The sequence below is a fragment of the Sporosarcina sp. SAFN-010 genome, from assembly GCF_059415065.1.
In genome coordinates, this window is the sequence record NZ_JBPFDS010000004.1 from 165295 (window position 1) to 182731 (window position 17437).

Genomic DNA, 17437 nt, shown 5'->3' on the forward strand with positions numbered 1-17437 from the left:
CCTATAATGGAGATATCTTATTTAAGGAGCTGGGGAATTTGAAGTCATTCAAGTCGTTTACTTCAAAAACATTTATCGTCCTGTCCCTCCTAGTCATTGGCATAGCATCTTTTCTGTTATGGATAACAAGTGATGCTCATCGTGCGACTCCGCTGTCATACCCTGCGTTAGAGCAGAAGCTTGCAGCAGCAGATAGTGCGACGTTAAAAGAAACCTCATCGGGATCTCTCTATTTAAAAACAGCGAATGACCTATATGTTACAAATGTACGTCCCGAAAGTGAACTTGCAGAACAGCTTGTTAAGACATATAACGTTTCGTATACGTATTCAGGTGGAAATGCATCCAGTTACCTAATTGCAGGGTTACTGTTAGCTGCGCTTCTCACGTTACTTATTCTTCAACAAAAAGGAAAACTGGGTGTAGGCGCAGCTTCTATGAAACATAGCGCATCGAAAGAAACACCTCTTCCGGACATTACCTTGAATGATATCGGAGGACTGTCACAAGAAATGAAAGACGAGATTCACCAAACACTGGATATCATTAAAGACCCGAAACGATCGGAAGCACTTGGTGTGAAAGCACCGAAAGGAATCTTGCTCGAAGGACCACCCGGAACTGGTAAAACTTTACTAGCCCAGGCAATTGCACATGAAATCGGTGCTTCGTTCTATTCTTCAAGTGGTGCTGCATTTACTGAGCTCTTTGTCGGTGTAGGGGCATCTCGAATCCGTACCATGTTCCAAAATGCACGAAAGCAGGAGATGGCAGTCATTTTCATTGACGAAGTGGATGCGCTTGCTGGAAAAAGAAAAGCTCACGGTGGAGAAGAGTCTGAGAAAACGTTGACTGAGCTTCTTGTCCAACTGGATGGCGGGGCGGATAATGAAGGAGTTTTGTTCATTGCTGCAACAAATCGGAAAGATATGTTGGATGAAGCCTTCTTACGACCAGGACGCATCGATTATTCTTTCCAAGTTCCTCTCCCTGATACACATGGGCGTCGAGAAATTATGGACATCCATATTAAAGGGAAGGCATTGGCACCTAACGTGTCTGCGTCACTGGACATGTTGGCAGAAAGTACATCCGGCTTTTCAGGTGCACAAATAAGTGCACTCTTTACAACGGCAAGTAAACGAGCGATTCGAGAAGGGCGAGCTGAAATAGACACGAGCGATATGGATTTTGCAATTGACCGGACCATTCTTGGCAATGCGTCCAGGAGCATGAATGATCCATTAACTAAGCGTCGTGTTGCAATTCATGAATCTGGTCACGCATTAATCGCTGCGATTACAAAACCACATTCAGTGCGAAAAGCAACGATTATACCAAGAGGGCAAGCGCTTGGTTACGTTGCGCCAATTCAAAAAGAACTGCATTTACAAACTGCAAGTGAACTCCTTGACCAAGTCAGTATGATTCTTGGCGGTGGTATAGCAGAACGTATCTACCTGGGAGAACATAGTATTGGTGTAAGTGGAGACGTTCAACAGGCAAAAGATATTATTGAACGGATGGTCGACACGGGGTTACTTCAAGATGGGTTCACGTTAACGTTCAGTAAAACCGACAAAGAAATTAAGATGCAAGAACTCTTTACTGTCGCTGTTGAGCGGACTGAAGAATTGATACGTGGCCATGCTAGCCAGTTCGAGCATTTGGTCAATGAATTATATACAAAAGAAACATTGGACGGTTCTGAAGTGCATGAGATTGTGTGCGGTGTGAAAAAAGAACTCGTTCCAAGTTCGTAATAAAGAAGAGGGCGGCCAAATATATGGCTTGCCCTCTTTTATCTTTTTCGGTTAGGAATCTTATCACTGTGCTTTTTATCATTTACGAATTTCATAACGACCGGTAAAATAATTGGTCCCCATTTAACAGCTGTCTTAACGACTTTAGTAATTTTCATATGCTTCGCTCCTTAAAAGAAGTTATACCCCTCTTTTCCCATGTTGAGGGGGTATTTAAACCTGTAAGAGAATCCCAAGTAACTAACTGCGTAACAGATTATAGATTTCCCTTTTTAGAGCGAGGAATGGGTCACTCATCAATAATTCCTCAGAACGGGGTCTATCAAAAGGAACGGTGATTTCTTTTTTCACAACGGCAGGTTTGTCAGATAGGACGATAATCCGGTCAGATAGAAACAGGGCTTCGTCGATATCGTGTGTAATGAAAAGAATCGACTTTTTGTACGTTTCCCAAATAGATAAGAGCCACTGCTGCATTTCAAGACGTGTGAATTCATCTAACGCTGAAAAAGGTTCGTCCAAGCAAATTATCGATTGTGGGGCATTTAAACTGCGGATGAAAGATACGCGCTGTTTCATACCACCGGACAGCTCATTAGGATAGGCATCTTCGTAACCGGACAAACCTGCGCTTTTAATGAGTTCCAGCGTTTTAGTACGGTCTTGTTTGGTACCAGCAATTTCCGCACTTAGCTCAACATTTTGTAATACAGTCCTCCAAGGAAAAAGCGCTGGACTTTGTGGCATATAACTAATATGTCCACGGGAATTATTCAGAACAGAACCGTCAAGAGAAATTGTGCCAGATTCAGGTGTGTAAAGTCCACCAATGAGCTGGAAAATCGTGCTTTTCCCGCTTCCTGAAGGACCCACAATAGAGACGAACTCGCCTTCTTTCACGGACAATGTAATGTCTTGAAGAACATGGTTTAGACCATATGATTTTGATAGATTTTCAAGAGTGAGTTGACCCATCCGATTCTTTCCCTCCTTGACTTCGCCAACGTAGGACGCTTTTTTCGACAGCTAAAATAATTCCGAAATACGTTAAACTCAAAATCATGATCAGTACAATGGCAACAAAAACACGGTCCGTTTTGAACGAAGAAGAAGCGAGTGTCATATAGACACCAATTCCTTTGTTCGCACCGAGCCATTCAGAAATGACAGCCCCCATAACACTGTAGGTTGCTGCGATTTTTAGTCCTGAAAACAGTGAAGGCAATGAGTGTGGCCATTGCAATTTCCAGAAAATCTGGCGATTGCTTGCGCCAATCATCTTTAAGTAGTACAACATGTCTCGATCTGTTTGTCTGAATCCATCCAGTGCAGCAATCGTTACTGGGAAAAAACAGACGAGAACGATGACGATGACTTTCGGTAGCATCCCGAACCCGAACCAAATGACGAGAAGTGGAGCGAGTACAATCACCGGAATGTTTTGCGATAAAATCAGGAGCGGATAAAAGGCTTGCTGAAGAAATGGGATCCGAAATAACAGAATGGCTACAACAACTCCTACAGTAATTCCGACAAGATAGCCAGTTGCTGAAAGAGTGATTGTGGACATAATATGAGAGACATACAATGAATAGCCGGTGAATGCCTCTTCAGCAATTTGAGTAGGTAAAGGAAGAAGCCAAGCGGGCACATCGAAAAGCCGAGCAGCGCCTTCCCACATAACGAGTAAAAGGATGAAGACCAGAAGCGGCCGCCATCCTTTATTTACTGCCGATTTCATCTGTATTTCTCCGTTAGCTTTTCCATAGAAGCACCTTCAGGATTGCTGTAGATTTTCACTTGGGAAATGACACTTGATGCTCCTAATTCAGTCATACGAGTGTTCATTTTTTCAATAATGCTGAGCAAGTTTCCAAGTTCGCCTTCCATCGTCGTTTCAAGTGGTGCGACCCGATAAGGAACACCAGATTGTTCGATCACTTCAATCGCCGCATCTACATACGGAATGACATCTTCGCCGTTTGGGGTCTTTGGTATTATTTGAATACTAACAAGTGCATTCGCCATTTTCATTTCCTCCTTAGTTTGGTAAAAACTCGTTTGTGAATGCATCTTTTGCGTTGAATTCGCCTTCAAGCAAGTTGTTCTCATCCATCCACTCCGCGTAATTTTCCCATGTTTTCAGTTGTTGTTCGCCGAAGCGAGGTGCGTCATCCTGATATTTAGGGGAAAGCCATTGCTGACTTTTTTTGACGAGCTCTGGATCTAAATCAGGGACGGCTTTTATTAAGATATCTGCAGCTTCTTCAGGATGATCAATTGCAAACTGGTACCCTTTTACAGCAGCTGCAACAAAGGCTTCCACCTTCTCGGGATCTTTTGCAATGAGTTTTTCATTTGTAGTAATGACGGGTGTATAGTAATCCAGATTCTCTGAGTAGTCCTTCAAATATTGCATGTTCAGTTCCATTCCACGTTGTTCGGCTTCGATGCCTGTCCAGCCATAGTATACCCAGGCAAGGTCGATATCACGTTGAATCGCTGTGAAGAAATCAGAAGAACCCATGTTGATATACTTTACTTTACTGCTGTCGCCGTTATCTTTTTCCATCAGGGATTCGACGACAGCTTGCTCAACAGGAGCACCCCAACCGCCATAATTTTTCCCTTCGAAGTCTTTCGGCGATTCTATGCCTGCCTCTTTTAAGGAAGCAAATCCAGACGTATTGTGTTGGATGATTGCAGCAATCGAAACGATTGGAATACCTGCCGCACGTGCTTCTGTGAGTGCTTCCTGTGCACCGATTCCAAAATCAGCTTTTCCTGATGCTACGAGCTGATCAGCACCAGCTTCGCCCGGAAGCATGATTTCTACATCCAGTCCTTCATCTTTAAAGTATCCTTTTTCTTGAGCTACATACAAACCAGTATGATTCGTATTTGGTGTCCAATCGAGCGCGAAATGGACTTTTTGGGTAGCTTCTTTGTCGTCTCCACTTGACGAGCTTGGTTCGTTTTCTGCTCCGCAAGCTGTGAGAAGCGATGCAGCAAACAGAACTGTGAGTATTCGTTTCAATGAAATTCCCTCCTGGAGTTTCACACTGCAACAAAAAAACGCGCACTCCCGATTTTCGGAAGTACGCGTCACATAATCATTATGGAATGAATATGTTCCCTCCGCTGGCGTTACCCAGATCAGGTTCAAAGGGTCTGCATGTCGCATGCATCTCAACCGGTTCTCCGGTACCCCTACATATTGTCAGTGATGAAGTTGTATGGTGTTCACTTATTACTTTGCCATACTTTTCTGTAAGTAGCAAGTCTCATAGTTTCAGCGTTTTTTACTTTCCGCAATGAATTTAGTCATGATATACTAAGAAAAGGATTTTCTACTCTGATTCATCCAAACAGAAAGTGAGTGGTCAAAATGGGCCGTAAGTGGAATAATATTAAAGAGAAGAAAGCGTCAAAAGATGCCAACACGAGCCGGATCTATGCAAAATTCGGTCGCGAAATATATGTAGCAGCAAAGCAAGGGGAGCCGGATCCGGAATCGAACCAAGCTCTTAAAATCGTTTTAGAACGTGCAAAAACATATAGTGTACCGAAAACAATTATTGAACGTGCAATTGAAAAAGCTAAAGGTGGAGGAGAAGAGAGCTACGATGAGCTTCGCTACGAAGGATTCGGACCAAATGGATCGATGGTCATCGTCGATGCGTTAACGAATAACGTCAATCGGACGGCATCAGAAGTACGCGCAGCGTTCGGTAAAAATGGAGGCAACATGGGTGTGAGTGGTTCTGTTGCATACATGTTCGACCACACTGCTGTTTTCGGAATTGAAGGGAAGTCAGCAGATGACGTCCTTGAATTGATGATGGAACACGACGTGGATGTCAATGACATTAGCGAAGAAGACGGGCAAGTTCTAGTTTACGCAGATCCGACAGCATTCCACGAAGTTCAAGAAGCGTTTAAAGCTGAAGGAATCACTGATTTCACAGTCGCTGAATTGACTATGCTTGCACAAAACGATGTCGAGCTTGACGCGGCATCAGTTGAGCAATTCGAAAAAATGATCGATGCAATCGAAGACCTCGAAGACGTTCAACAAGTCTATCACAACGTAGATCTTGGAGAATAAAACACAATAAAAAGCGACAAGAGCGGTCTAACGCTCTTGTCGCTTTTTTAGTTGTCACCAATTATTGTTCTTATACTTTTTATAATAATTCACTTGTCTAAGGAACAAATAAAGCTTCCGCTTCAAATGCTTGTCCCCTTTGTAGAACAGCGGGTTTACAAACTGCTTCTGTTTCAAAAGACGTTTAATGTCTCTCTTAACTGCCTTGTTCGTTACAAACTTCTTTAGCACAATCTTTGGAACTACTGTGAACAGGAAAGGTTTGTTGAGCAATACTAGTGGCTTTTGCTTGTTGTAGATCAAATCATCCACAAAATAACTTGCCATGTTATGTCCTAGAGCCGTTGTATAGTAACTAGAACGACCTTGGCGGATATTCACTTCAAAAACTTTGAATTTCTTATCGCGAGGATCATATTTCAAATCGAAGTTCGCAAAGCCTCTATAGCCCACAGCCTCTAAGAAGTTTTTCAACTTGTACATCATTTCTTCGTTGTATCGTGTAATCACAGCTGTGTAGTTTCCGATTGCAGTCACAGTATGTTCTTGCAAAACAACTTGTGCAAACGTGACGAGCTGGGTTTGTCCAGCTGAATTTGAATAGATAACCGAATCCCACATATATGTATCATCACCTGGGATGAAATCTTGAATGATCAGCTCTTCGTTGTACCCACTATTCTTCACCGTTTCAATGACTTCGTTTAATTCAATCAGAGAGTTCACTTTGTACACTTTTTGCTGTCCGGCAAACTTGTTTTGGTTATAGACAACAGTATCACTCGGCTTCACGATTACAGGATAATTCATGTCTTCCTTGAAAGGTCCATCCACTTTGCAATCGTAGAAGAATGTTAATGGAGTATCAATACCATGTTCTTTGCACAACTTATAAAAGTGGGACTTAATCTGTAAATTGTCCATGAGCTCACGGTCGATATAATTGAAAGTAAAGTGCTCTTTTAACTGTTCTGCATGTTCAATGATAAGCCGGACATACAAATCATTCGTACCTACTAGTAATAGTTCGCGCCCTTCAGCTTTATATTTAGCAGCAATTTTAATTAGAATGTCAGCAAACTTATTTTCTTCAGATAGCTCTGTATTGAGCTCGATTTTATAGGGAATAGTACTGAGTTGTGTAAATGATAACGGCTCTTTCCCGATCAATACAGGATTGATATGGTAGGCTTCGTGAAAAGAAATTGCCATGTTGTATGCGTTCATATCTGTACCAACTATGATTGGTAAGAATGGAAGTTTTTTTGTGTTCATTGTATCCTCCTAAATCTCGATGGAATTGTCGTTCCTAAAATCCTAATCTCTATATTACATGGAAAACACTTTGGTATACAACAGTTAGCCTACGCGGGAGTGTACCTAATCAGGTTTAAATCTGGATAAAAAAAGGAATAGAAAAATGAGGTTCATTTCAAGGAGGAACAAGCACCATGTTGAAAATTGAAGAAACAAAAATGGATATGAAGCGTGAGGAAGTCATCCAAAGGCTAGTAGGGCGAGGTATTTTCAAGATTGAAGGAAAGCAGCTCTATGAACTACCATTACTTATATTAATGAAAGAATATTATAGGCACATATAATGGCAATTGCCGGTTGAGGAAATTCTCCTTAGCCGGCTTTGTTTTACCACTCTATTAGTGAAGAGGTGAATGGACATGAACGATAGTCAATCAATTCGTAGTAGACTCGAATGGGTGAATGAAGCCACCATAACTATGATTCAACGAGCACTGGAAGATGAATCGCTCAGCTCTGAAGAATTAGTATTATTTTATATGGATCGGATATCCAGAGAAGGACAAATAACTAATGCAATTCTCGAGTTAAATCCCCATGCCTTACAAATCGCTCAGACACTCGATTTTGAAAGAAGGATATCAGGTAAACGTTCAATGCTACATGGTATACCAATTTTACTGAAAGATAATATAGATACAGGAGATGCCATGCATACGAGCGCAGGTAGTTTAGCATTGGAAAATTACTATGCACCGCAGGATGCTTTTCTCGTTAAACAGCTTAGAAAGGCAGGAGCCATCCTACTTGGAAAAACTAACATGACAGAGTGGGCGAATTTCATGTCTGCTGATATGCCAAACGGGTGGAGTTCTAGAGGAGGTCAAGTGCTCAATCCATATGGACAGTTCGAAGTGGGAGGGTCCAGCTCAGGGTCCGCAGTAGCTGTTGGGACTAATTTAGCAGTTGCATCGATTGGTACTGAAACGACGGGATCGATTATTCACCCGGCTTCACAAAATGGAATTGTTGGTCTGAAACCTACAATTGGGGCGATCAGTCGAAGCGGCATCATACCATTATCAGTGACACAGGATACGGCGGGTCCGATGACACGTACAGTAACAGATGCTGCAATCGTCTTTGAGGTGTTACTTGGACAAGATCCAGACGATCCTATAACAATTTACTCGCAAAAGTATGATTCCACGCATGGTCTTGACTACTTAAAAAAAGAATCACTGCAAGGAATAAGTATTGGTATCGCGAGTTCAGTATTTAGAAACGAAGTATCTCCAGAACGGATGAAATTATTTGAAGATTCATTAAAAATATTAGAACAATTAGGCGCCAAAATTATCCCAGATATCGATCTTGGAACAAAAGAAAGTGATCTAGGCTACAATGTTCTCTTACATGAGTGTAAAGCAGCACTTAATCATTATTTAGGCAAAACCCCAATAACAAATCCCATTCGATCAATTGCGGATATAATTAGTTTCAACAACAATCACCCAGAACAGACTTTACGATATGGACAAGAACTGCTCAAAAAAATAAATGACCGGACTGGTTTACTAGTCGAACAACCTTATATCGAGGCTCTACTACGAAATCGTCACTTAGCAAGAAAGGTAGCACTTGGAAAAGCCTTAGAACAAAATGGTGTCGATATCTTAGCGTTCCCTCAAGATCATGGCTGCAGTTTTGAAGCGGCTGCTGGTTATCCCGCTATAACTGTGCCTGCAGGAATGACGGATTCGGGCGAGCCATTCGGTTTAACATTTACAGGACCTGCATATTCTGAACCGTCTTTACTAGGGTACGCATATGCTTTTGAACAACAGACGCAAGTACGTCGCAAGTTCAGGATGGCACAGAAGAAATAAGCAAGCTAATAACAAACTGTGGTAAACTGAGAGGAAGAGAGCGAAAGTAGGGATGGAAATGTCCTTTTTAGAAGGAATGAGTCAAGCAGTTAAAGAAAAATGGAAATTTGAAAACGCAATGCCGATACAAGAACAAATGATTCCGGAAATGTTAGCAGGGCGTGATGTAGTTGCGGAATCCCCAACAGGTTCAGGGAAAACGCTCGCTTATGTGCTGCCACTACTGGAACTTGCGGATGGTTCTAAACAGCAAACTCAGGTTCTTATCATGACCCCATCTCAAGAATTATCCATGCAAATTGTAAATGTAATTCGTGAATGGATTACGGGGACGGAAATTACGGTCACGCAACTGATTGGCGGTGCAAATATGCAACGCCAAATTGAAAAGTTGAAAAAGAAACCTACAATTGTTGTCGGAACACCAGGTCGACTCAACGAGTTGATCAAAAACAAAAAACTGAAAATGGGAGAGATTCGTCATATTATTCTCGATGAAGGCGATCAGCTGCTGTCACGTGAAAATCGTGTATCAGTGAAAAATATGATTGAGTCTGCCCATTCAACACGTCAAGTAGCCGTTGTATCAGCAACGATTACAGAGGACATTGAAGATGTCGCAATACGATTCATGAACGACCCAGTTCGTTTGAAAGTGACGGCAGAGGAAATGCCAGCAACAGGAGAAGTCGTACACTCTTATGTGAAAACAGAAGAACGAGATAAGACAGATCTTTTACGCGGGATGTCTCATATCCAGGGTCTCCGAGCATTGGCATTCATTAACAACGTGGATCAGTTGCGCATGAAAGAGATGAAACTCCACTATGAAGGCGCGCCCATTGCGGTTCTCTATTCAGATATGAACAAATTCGAACGTCAAGATACGTTAGATAAGTTTCGTAAAGGGGATATCCGAATCCTTATTGCAACTGACCTAGCAGCACGTGGATTGGACATCGAAGGACTCACACATGTGATCCATGTCAACGTTCCGCACACAGTGGAGCAATACGTACACCGATCTGGCAGAACAGGACGTGCAGGATCTGACGGTGAAGTACTGACATTATTATCCTATCCAGAAGAACGGGATTATCGAAAACTTGCAAAAGGATATAAACCAGTTCAAAAAGTATGGCATGGCGGCAAGCTGATTGAAGGGAATTCTAAAACTGTGAGCGGCCCAAAACCTTCATCACCTAAAAAGAAGAAAAAGTAAAAAAAAGTACGCCATGAGAGCTTCTCATGGCGTACTTTTTTGCTTAAAGTTCTGTCAAAATAATCGGTTTGTCTTTTGTAACGATAATCGTATGTTCGATTTGAGCAACAAGGGACTTGTCAGGTGTGATGAATGTCCAGCCGTCGCCTTCTTCAATAATGTGCTCAGCCTTTTCAGAGATGAATGGCTCAACAGCAATGACCATACCTTCTTTCATGATTGTAGGTTCCCATGCATCATAATAATTAAGGACATGCTGGGGCTCTTCATGAAGTGTCGTTCCGATTCCGTGACCTGTAAGGTTCTTAATCACTGTTAATCCATTATCTTTTGCTTCGCGTTCTACAGCTTTCCCGATTTGGTTAAGTCGTGAACCAGCCTTCACTTTTGTCATCGCACGGTCAAAAGCACTCTTTGCAGTATCGCATAACTTTTGTTTGGCTTCGTCAGCAGTACCGAGCACAAAAGAAATACCTGTATCTGCAAAGTAACCACCAAAAGAACCGGAGACATCGATATTGATGAGATCGCCGTCTTTTAGAACTCGTTTGCCTGGGATTCCGTGAGCCACTTCATGATTGACACTTATGCACGTATATCCAGGGAAATCATATTGATCAATCGGAGCAGAAATGGCTCCTTTTTCAGTGAAAAGTTTTCCACCGAGTTCGTCAAGCTCCTTCGTCGTCATGCCAGGGGTAGCTGCTGCTTTCATCTCTTCACGAATTTCCGCTACAATTCTTCCGATTTTTCGCAAGGCAGCAATTTCTTCTTCTGTGTTTGCAATCATGTGAAATCCTTCTTTCTGTACTTTCTTTATCCTCTACAACTATACCACATATAAAGGGAACTACCCGAGCAGACAGTTTACTGTTATTTAAATACTTTCACGCCTTGCACAACATTCCAGACGAGAACAATCAGAAACAGAAAACTGTACATCATCATAAAAAGAATTGGTGCCGCACCCCAAAAGCCTATGGAGTTAGGTGCTGTGAGTAAACTTTGAGAGTCCAGAAAGTCTGTTGAGGTTTGACGAAATGAAAAAAACTGAAAAAATGAAATTAAACTAGCCGCAACTAATAGAACTGTTGGGATGAGATGAGAGATGAGAGCTCGTTTGGAATGATGTTTGACATCACTATTATCAGCAACAATCCAAACGATGAAGGGCAATAACAAAGGTGCAAAAAGAACACTAAAATAGCTGAGTGAAGAAAGTAATTTCGAGTTATCCAAAATAGTTCTTCTCCTTTCTAACAAGTCCGTATAGGTAGTATTGCCAAACGGACATCCAAAAGCACAACTAATTTAATTGTTCCTTGAAAAAAGGTTGTTTCAGAAAAAAACGTCGTTTTAGCAACCAATAGTTGCTAAAACGACGTCTCTTCATTTTTTTTAGAGGGAGCTGAAGGTGAGAACATGAACATACCTATTATCATAATCACTATTAAGAAAAGGGTAGATAAGGTTACGAAAAGTTCTTCAAATTGAATATTCACGAGAATACCAAAAAATACCCAAATGAAAATTGTACTAATGATCCAGTCCCGATGGTGATAACTAAAGTGTAGTGCAATGGCTGCGAGTAACGTTAAGTTTATAATCGTCCAGAGAACCGAACTAAGGCCTAAACGATTCCATTCATCCCAAACAATTAAATAGTTGGCATTCACAACAAAACTGATGAGTGTCCAGGAAAACAGGAGAGCAATTGGAACGCGATGTCCCCAACTATTTTGCTTTGATGGATAGGAACGATACAAGGCGTAAAGTGAGAATGCCCCAACCAATGTAGAGAGACATGCCCATCCGAAATAGCCAAAATGCCAAAATGGAAACCATGCTGAATTTGTCAGACAAGCGATAATGAATAGCACAATACGTTTTGTGGAAATCAAATCACCGGAATTGAATTTAACAACCCAGTATGCGAGAAATACAAAAATAATGGGTCTAATAAAGAAAGTAAAGTCTGCAGGCATAAGAAGAATAGGTAGTTTATGGGCTATTTCTATTGTAGTCATCCCGTTTAGCAGTGTTGAATTTGAAATAGTAAGTGCAGCAGTTAAAAGAAGAAAGGCAAAAGCTAAAATCATTTTTTTCATGAAAAATCCTCCTTGTACCAGTATACTAGTAAATAGGACGTTGTAAAAAAGTAATTATGAAGTTTTCGCAACAATTCTCATAAATGTGCATGTATAGGGCAGTTGTTTAAGGGAAGAACATGGTATACTAAGCAAAATGATTACATAAACATTTATGTACGAAAAGGAAAAAGGAATGGCTAATGGCCCGTACAAAAGGTGGAATAGAATGTGATACTACTTGAAGGAAAAACATGCTATTTACGGATTTTAACTGAAGAAGATGCTGTGATTTTTACAGAATTAGTCTCACGAAACAAAGAGTATTGGACAGTGTTCGAACCACGTCATGATGCTAGCTATTACACAGTACCCATGCAAAGGGAAAAGATTCGTGAGTCTCTTTATCAAATGCGTGATCGTCGAGAGTATAATTTCGGTATTTTCGACAGCGAAACTAGCCAATTAGTTGGACAAATCTCGCTTTACAGCATAAAGCGATTACCTTTTTCAAGTGGATTTGTAGGTTACTCGATTGATCATGAATCAGCCGGAAAAGGGTTAGGAACGGAAGCACTCGAAAAGGCAACGAAATTCGCTTTCGAAACAGCAGGATTACACCGTGTGGAAGCGTATGTATCTCCTCGTAATGTCGCATCTATTCGAGTCCTTGAAAAGACGAAGTTTGAACGTGAAGGATTGCACCGGAAATTACTTTACATAAATGGTGTTTGGGAAGACCATTATATGTATGCACAACTTGAAGACAATTATTGAAAGGGTAAGACCGCATGGCGATTTTTTAAAAGTCGCTTTCGGATATGGTTTTACCAATAAAAAACACATTACCACAAGCTTCTACAAGCTGAATGGTAATGTGTTTTTTATTGTCTATTTCCCGGGAAATAAAACGGAATTAGTCGTTTTGTACAGTTGTTTTAGAATAACCATCTTCAATGACATCTAGCTTTCCAGTATCGGGATGCATGACAAGGCCATGTACAGGAACTGTTGTATCCATCAAGGGGTGGTGACGGACAGCATCGACACTTTGTTTAACGCTTGCAGTCACATCTTTGAATCCATGAAGCCAACCTTTAAGATCTACTCCAGAATAAGCAAGAGTTTTAAATAGATCACGGTCAATCCCTCTAGCTACCATTTTGTCGATAATTGAATCGGTGTCAATGGAGCTCATACCGCAATCGTAATGACCGATAATGTATACTTCATCAGCCTGTAACTCATAAATAGCGATGAGTAGACTACGCATAATACTACCGAATGGATGAGCAACGAGTGCACCAGCACTTTTAACGATTTTAGCGTCTCCATTTTTTAGGTTCATAGCACTCGGAAGGAGCTCTGTCAGACGAGTGTCCATACAAGTTAAGATAACAATTCGTTTGTTCGGGAATTTTGTTGTGGCAAATTTTTCATATTGATGTTCAGTTACGAACTGGTCGTTATGCTCTAAAATTGTTGAAAGTAGTGTCATAATAATTCCTCCGTTTTATAAGTATATAGAGAAAAAGGGCGCCAGTTGGCAGCCCTTTTAATATTCTCAAAAATCCTATATAGGATTATGCTTAATAGGTGACATCTGGCTTTGGATCGATAACTTCAGCATCGTGAGACACTAAAGAATCATTCATGTAATGAATCATGAACATCGCAGCTAAGCCGAAGGTAACTGCAAAACCGACGATAGTAACGATTAGTAAGGCCATTATTAGTCTCCTCTCTATTGATAATCAGTGACTAACACCATTATAACGCATTTACATGAAAAGATTAAGAGCTTACGCGAAACTTGTCTAGAATCTAGTGTTAAAACGCCCAAGTCCCATTTCGGAAGAGAGGTTCAACTGTTCCGTCAGGAAGGACACCGTCAATGTTCATCTCACCGGACCCAACCATGAAGTCCACATGAGTGATACTTTGGTTCAATCCATTTTTCTCAAGTTCCTTACGATCCATTTCTTTACCGCCATCTAAATTGAATGCATAAGCGCTACCAATGGCTAAGTGATTGGAAGCATTTTCATCGAAAAGCGTATTATAGAACAAGAGCCCAGATGCTGAAATAGGGGATTCATGGGGAACAAGGGCAACTTCACCCAAATATTTCGCACCGTCATCCGCTTCAATCATATTTTCTAGCACGTCTTGTCCCTGTCCTGCAACGATGTCTGTAATCTTACCATCTTTGAATGTAATTTTGAAGTCATCTATGATTGTTCCGCCATAGCTCAATGGCTTTGTACTTGAAACGACACCATTCACTCCGGTTTTCAAAGGAGCTGTAAATACTTCTTCAGTAGGCATGTTCGCCATGAACGTAGCGCCATCTGCATTTACACTACCAGCACCACACCATGTATGTTTTTCCGGTAATTCAATCGTTAGGTCAGTGCCTGGAGCTGTGTAATGCAGTTTGTGATAATGTTTGCTATTTAAATAGTCCACTTTTTCATGGAGTTTCTGATCATGCTGTTTCCATTCTTCAACTGGATTTGATGTGTTGGCACGCACAGCTTTGAATATCGCGTTCCATAGGGCTGGTACTTGTTCTGCTTCCGGTAAATTAGGGAAGACAAGAGATGCCCAATCAGCTGAAGGAGCGGCAATGACTGTCCAGCTAAACTTGTCTGCCTGCATCATTTGACGGAATCCGTCGAGAGCTTGACCACTTGCTTTTTGTGCATCTCGAATACGTGAGGGATCAACATTTTTAAATAAGTCCGGACTTTGTGAAACGATACTCATAAAGGCAGTTCCTTGCTTTGCAAGCTGTTCGCGCTCAGCAATTTTCCAAGAAGGAAATTCTCCGAAGGAATCTGCTGGTGCTTGTTCATAACGAATACGAGAGACGACATCGTCACTCCAGTCAACAAAGACTTGTCGCGCACCTGCAGCATACGCCTTTTCAACGATGATTCTGACAAACTCTCGAACGTCTGTAGAAGCACTTATAAAGAGGTTTTGGTTAGGTTGGATATTTACGCCGACTGTAACGGCAAGTTCTGCATAGTTTTGTAATTGTTGTTCAAATGTATTCAATAGATTCATACCCCTTTTCTCAATGTTATCTAATAGTACCAATATTGGTTAGAAAAGTGCAAAAAGAAAGTTTTGAATCCGCTTTCAACTATTGATAAAAAGTTTCCTGAGATTTCTCGACCAGATTCTCTAAAGAAAGTTCAAAATCTGACGAAATAAATAGAAGAATGAAAGACATGGAGGTCTTTGCATGGATTTATCAACGGTATTTGGTTTAATTATCGGTGTCGTAGCAGTATTTGTCGGCATGTTTTTAAAAGGTGCGGCACTCTCAAGCTTGATTAATCCCGCAGCTATTTTAATTATTATCTTTGGTACGATAGCTTCGGTAGTCATCGCATTTCCGATGAACGAAATTAAACGTGTCCCGAAACTTTTTGGGGTGATTTTTAAAGAACAAAAGCTATCTTCGGATGCTAATATTATTCGTATGTTTTCATCTTGGGCTGATGTAGCTCGTAGGGAAGGATTACTTTCGCTAGAAGCCCAAACGGATTCAATCGAAGATCCTTTTTTGAAAAATGGATTGGGACTAGCAATTGACGGTCAAAATGCAGATTATATACGAGATGTTCTAGGTGAAGAAGTCGATGCGATGTCTGATAGACACGCGGCAGGTTCACTCATATTTTCACAAGCCGGTACCTATGCGCCAACGCTTGGTGTGCTCGGGGCTGTTATTGGTCTGATTGCTGCACTTGGGGATATGAACGATATTGAAAAACTAGGTCATGCCATTTCAGCAGCATTCATAGCCACTTTGCTAGGTATTTTCACAGGATATGTACTCTGGCACCCATTTGCTAACAAACTAAAGCGTAAATCCGCAGAGGAAGTAAGACAGAAGAATATGATGATTGAAGGGATTCTCTCTGTTCTTGAAGGGGAAGCGCCACGTGTCATCGAACAAAAGCTATCTTCTTATCTATCTATGGAGGAACGTCGTAAGCTTGCTAACGGAAGCTCGAATGGCAAGGAGGCGGGGGAAGTTGCCGAAGAAGCGTAAGCGCAAAAGAGATGATGGACACGTCGACGAATCCTGGCTCTTGCCATATTCAGACTTGTTAACGTTGCTACTTGCCCTGTTTATCGTATTGTTTGCTTCCAGTTCTATTGATGAGGCGAAGTTCAGTCAAATCTCATCAGTGTTTAGTGAAGTTTTTGATGGTGGTAAAGGGGTAATGGATAGTTCTTCTCCAACCACTGTTCCTGTACCGCAAGAAGATGCAGGCGCAGGAAATGAAAATTCTTCCTATTTAGAGGACCAGCGATCTCTCGGAGAGATTCAAGAAAATCTAGAGGACTATATAGCTGAAAATGAATTGGAAGGTCAGTTTGATACAAAACTTACTGAAGAGGGATTACTGGTCACGATTCGTGACAGCGTTCTGTTCAACACAGGTAGTGCCGAGATTGACACTCAATACCGTTCGGTTGCATCTGATATTGCGAAATTGCTCGTATTTGAAAAGCCACGACAAATCGTAATTGCAGGTCATACGGATAACGTGCCGATGGCAAGCGGTCAGTATAAATCGAACTGGGAGCTAAGTGTCATGCGTGCAGTTAATTTCTTATCGATAATTGCTGAAAATGATAAAGTGGACCCAATGGCGTTCAGTGCGAAAGGGTACGGTGAATTCCGTCCAATCGCTCCAAACGATACAGAAGCTAACCGAGCTAAAAATAGACGAGTTGAAGTTTTAATTCAACCGCTTGTGTTAAAAGACGGTACAGCATTTGAATAATTCTCAAAAAAACAGCGACTCCCATTACGAGGGAGTCGCTGTTTTTGTGATAAATCTTATAGGAGTTATCCGCGAAGCGAACCGAGTTCTGCAACAATGGCTTGCATTTCGTTCGGTGTAATCGTTTCGCGCTTCATCACCATTTCATAAATGTAATGGAGATCTTCATATTTTGATGTGCTGAAGTTCTCTGACTTCATCGCATCTACATTCACCATACGAAGTTTTTCTTTAATTTGATTAATCATATACGAAACATTTTCAGTCGTTGGTTGAGTTAAGTCCATAGTTTTTTCCGCC

At 41.3% G+C, this 17437-nt stretch carries 21 protein-coding genes and 1 riboswitch; of the genes, 8 read left to right on the forward strand and 13 right to left on the reverse strand.

Annotated features, from left to right (window positions below; genetic code table 11):
* Positions 1 to 38: 38 nt before the first annotated feature.
* Positions 39 to 1763 carry an AAA family ATPase gene (locus tag ACR65F_RS07205; RefSeq protein WP_440503839.1) on the forward strand — a complete coding sequence of 575 codons (1725 nt, stop codon included), beginning with the start codon at positions 39 to 41 and terminating at the stop codon, positions 1761 to 1763.
* 38 nt (positions 1764 to 1801) lie between these two features.
* Here ACR65F_RS07205 and yxzF read toward each other — a convergent pair whose 3' ends face one another.
* The 5 genes from yxzF to ACR65F_RS07230 all read right to left on the reverse strand — a co-directional run bounded on the left by yxzF (position 1802) and on the right by ACR65F_RS07230 (position 4800).
* Positions 1802 to 1921 (reverse strand): small protein YxzF, encoded by a 120-nt coding sequence (gene yxzF, locus ACR65F_RS07210; RefSeq protein WP_495160520.1) that lies wholly within the window; start codon positions 1919 to 1921, stop codon positions 1802 to 1804.
* A gap of 82 nt (positions 1922 to 2003) precedes the next feature.
* Entirely contained in the window at positions 2004 to 2738 is a 735-nt protein-coding gene (locus tag ACR65F_RS07215) for an ABC transporter ATP-binding protein (protein WP_440503840.1), read from the reverse strand.
* On the reverse strand, positions 2719 to 3504 hold the full coding sequence (locus tag ACR65F_RS07220; protein WP_440503842.1) for an ABC transporter permease: 786 nt from the start codon (positions 3502 to 3504) through the stop codon (positions 2719 to 2721). The genes ACR65F_RS07215 and ACR65F_RS07220 overlap by 20 nt, the downstream gene beginning before the upstream one ends.
* A complete protein-coding gene (locus tag ACR65F_RS07225) occupies positions 3501 to 3791 on the reverse strand; it encodes a thiamine-binding protein (RefSeq protein ID WP_039042793.1) in 291 nt (96 codons plus the stop codon). The genes ACR65F_RS07220 and ACR65F_RS07225 overlap by 4 nt, the downstream gene beginning before the upstream one ends.
* Before the next feature lie 13 nt (positions 3792 to 3804).
* A complete protein-coding gene (locus tag ACR65F_RS07230) occupies positions 3805 to 4800 on the reverse strand; it encodes an ABC transporter substrate-binding protein (protein ID WP_440503843.1) in 996 nt (331 codons plus the stop codon).
* 79 nt (positions 4801 to 4879) lie between these two features.
* Positions 4880 to 4985, reverse strand: a riboswitch (TPP riboswitch).
* A 166-nt stretch (positions 4986 to 5151) separates the two neighbouring features.
* On the opposite strand from ACR65F_RS07230, the gene ACR65F_RS07235 reads away from it, so the two are divergent.
* Positions 5152 to 5871, forward strand: a complete 720-nt coding sequence (locus ACR65F_RS07235) for a YebC/PmpR family DNA-binding transcriptional regulator (RefSeq protein ID WP_039042795.1) — start codon at positions 5152 to 5154, stop codon at positions 5869 to 5871.
* 54 nt (positions 5872 to 5925) lie between these two features.
* Here the strand turns inward: ACR65F_RS07235 and ACR65F_RS07240 are convergent, their stop codons facing one another.
* Positions 5926 to 7146, reverse strand: coding sequence for a carboxylate--amine ligase (locus ACR65F_RS07240; protein WP_440503844.1), 1221 nt, complete (start codon positions 7144 to 7146; stop codon positions 5926 to 5928).
* A 176-nt stretch (positions 7147 to 7322) separates the two neighbouring features.
* Between ACR65F_RS07240 and ACR65F_RS07245 the strand changes: the two genes are divergently transcribed.
* The 3 genes from ACR65F_RS07245 to ACR65F_RS07255 all read left to right on the forward strand — a co-directional run bounded on the left by ACR65F_RS07245 (position 7323) and on the right by ACR65F_RS07255 (position 10239).
* Positions 7323 to 7472: a Fur-regulated basic protein FbpA gene (locus tag ACR65F_RS07245; RefSeq protein WP_082003357.1), complete on the forward strand. Its 150-nt coding sequence runs from the start codon at positions 7323 to 7325 to the stop codon at positions 7470 to 7472.
* A gap of 75 nt (positions 7473 to 7547) precedes the next feature.
* Positions 7548 to 9017, forward strand: coding sequence for an amidase family protein (locus ACR65F_RS07250; RefSeq protein WP_440503845.1), 1470 nt, complete (start codon positions 7548 to 7550; stop codon positions 9015 to 9017).
* 58 nt (positions 9018 to 9075) lie between these two features.
* Positions 9076 to 10239, forward strand: a complete 1164-nt coding sequence (locus ACR65F_RS07255) for a DEAD/DEAH box helicase (protein ID WP_440503846.1) — start codon at positions 9076 to 9078, stop codon at positions 10237 to 10239.
* A gap of 43 nt (positions 10240 to 10282) precedes the next feature.
* On the opposite strand, the gene map is transcribed toward ACR65F_RS07255, so the two are convergent.
* The 3 genes from map to ACR65F_RS07270 all read right to left on the reverse strand — a co-directional run bounded on the left by map (position 10283) and on the right by ACR65F_RS07270 (position 12347).
* Positions 10283 to 11029 carry a type I methionyl aminopeptidase gene (gene map, locus ACR65F_RS07260; protein ID WP_440503847.1) on the reverse strand — a complete coding sequence of 249 codons (747 nt, stop codon included), beginning with the start codon at positions 11027 to 11029 and terminating at the stop codon, positions 10283 to 10285.
* Positions 11030 to 11112: 83 nt separating this feature from the next.
* A complete protein-coding gene (locus tag ACR65F_RS07265; RefSeq protein ID WP_440503848.1) occupies positions 11113 to 11478 on the reverse strand; it encodes a magnetosome magnetite crystal formation protein family in 366 nt (121 codons plus the stop codon).
* A gap of 134 nt (positions 11479 to 11612) precedes the next feature.
* Complete coding sequence (locus ACR65F_RS07270; RefSeq protein WP_440503849.1) at positions 11613 to 12347, reverse strand: TspO-related membrane protein; 735 nt, start codon at positions 12345 to 12347, stop codon at positions 11613 to 11615.
* 210 nt (positions 12348 to 12557) lie between these two features.
* On the opposite strand from ACR65F_RS07270, the gene ACR65F_RS07275 reads away from it, so the two are divergent.
* Complete coding sequence (locus ACR65F_RS07275; protein WP_039042800.1) at positions 12558 to 13103, forward strand: GNAT family N-acetyltransferase; 546 nt, start codon at positions 12558 to 12560, stop codon at positions 13101 to 13103.
* A gap of 139 nt (positions 13104 to 13242) precedes the next feature.
* Here ACR65F_RS07275 and ACR65F_RS07280 read toward each other — a convergent pair whose 3' ends face one another.
* From ACR65F_RS07280 to ACR65F_RS07290, 3 genes are all read right to left on the reverse strand, one after another.
* Positions 13243 to 13824 carry a beta-class carbonic anhydrase gene (locus ACR65F_RS07280; RefSeq protein ID WP_039042801.1) on the reverse strand — a complete coding sequence of 194 codons (582 nt, stop codon included), beginning with the start codon at positions 13822 to 13824 and terminating at the stop codon, positions 13243 to 13245.
* A 91-nt stretch (positions 13825 to 13915) separates the two neighbouring features.
* Positions 13916 to 14056 carry a hypothetical protein gene (locus tag ACR65F_RS07285; protein WP_156137944.1) on the reverse strand — a complete coding sequence of 47 codons (141 nt, stop codon included), beginning with the start codon at positions 14054 to 14056 and terminating at the stop codon, positions 13916 to 13918.
* Between the two features lie 100 nt (positions 14057 to 14156).
* Positions 14157 to 15389: an aminopeptidase gene (locus ACR65F_RS07290; protein ID WP_039042802.1), complete on the reverse strand. Its 1233-nt coding sequence runs from the start codon at positions 15387 to 15389 to the stop codon at positions 14157 to 14159.
* 190 nt (positions 15390 to 15579) lie between these two features.
* On the opposite strand from ACR65F_RS07290, the gene motA reads away from it, so the two are divergent.
* Both motA and motB read left to right on the forward strand, forming a co-directional pair.
* Positions 15580 to 16395, forward strand: coding sequence for a flagellar motor stator protein MotA (motA, locus tag ACR65F_RS07295; protein ID WP_251662966.1), 816 nt, complete (start codon positions 15580 to 15582; stop codon positions 16393 to 16395).
* Entirely contained in the window at positions 16379 to 17137 is a 759-nt protein-coding gene (gene motB / locus ACR65F_RS07300) for a flagellar motor protein MotB (protein WP_025783923.1), read from the forward strand. The genes motA and motB overlap by 17 nt, the downstream gene beginning before the upstream one ends.
* A gap of 65 nt (positions 17138 to 17202) precedes the next feature.
* Here motB and ACR65F_RS07305 read toward each other — a convergent pair whose 3' ends face one another.
* Complete coding sequence (locus ACR65F_RS07305; protein WP_125101222.1) at positions 17203 to 17424, reverse strand: DUF1128 domain-containing protein; 222 nt, start codon at positions 17422 to 17424, stop codon at positions 17203 to 17205.
* Between the last annotated feature and the right edge of the window lie 13 nt (positions 17425 to 17437).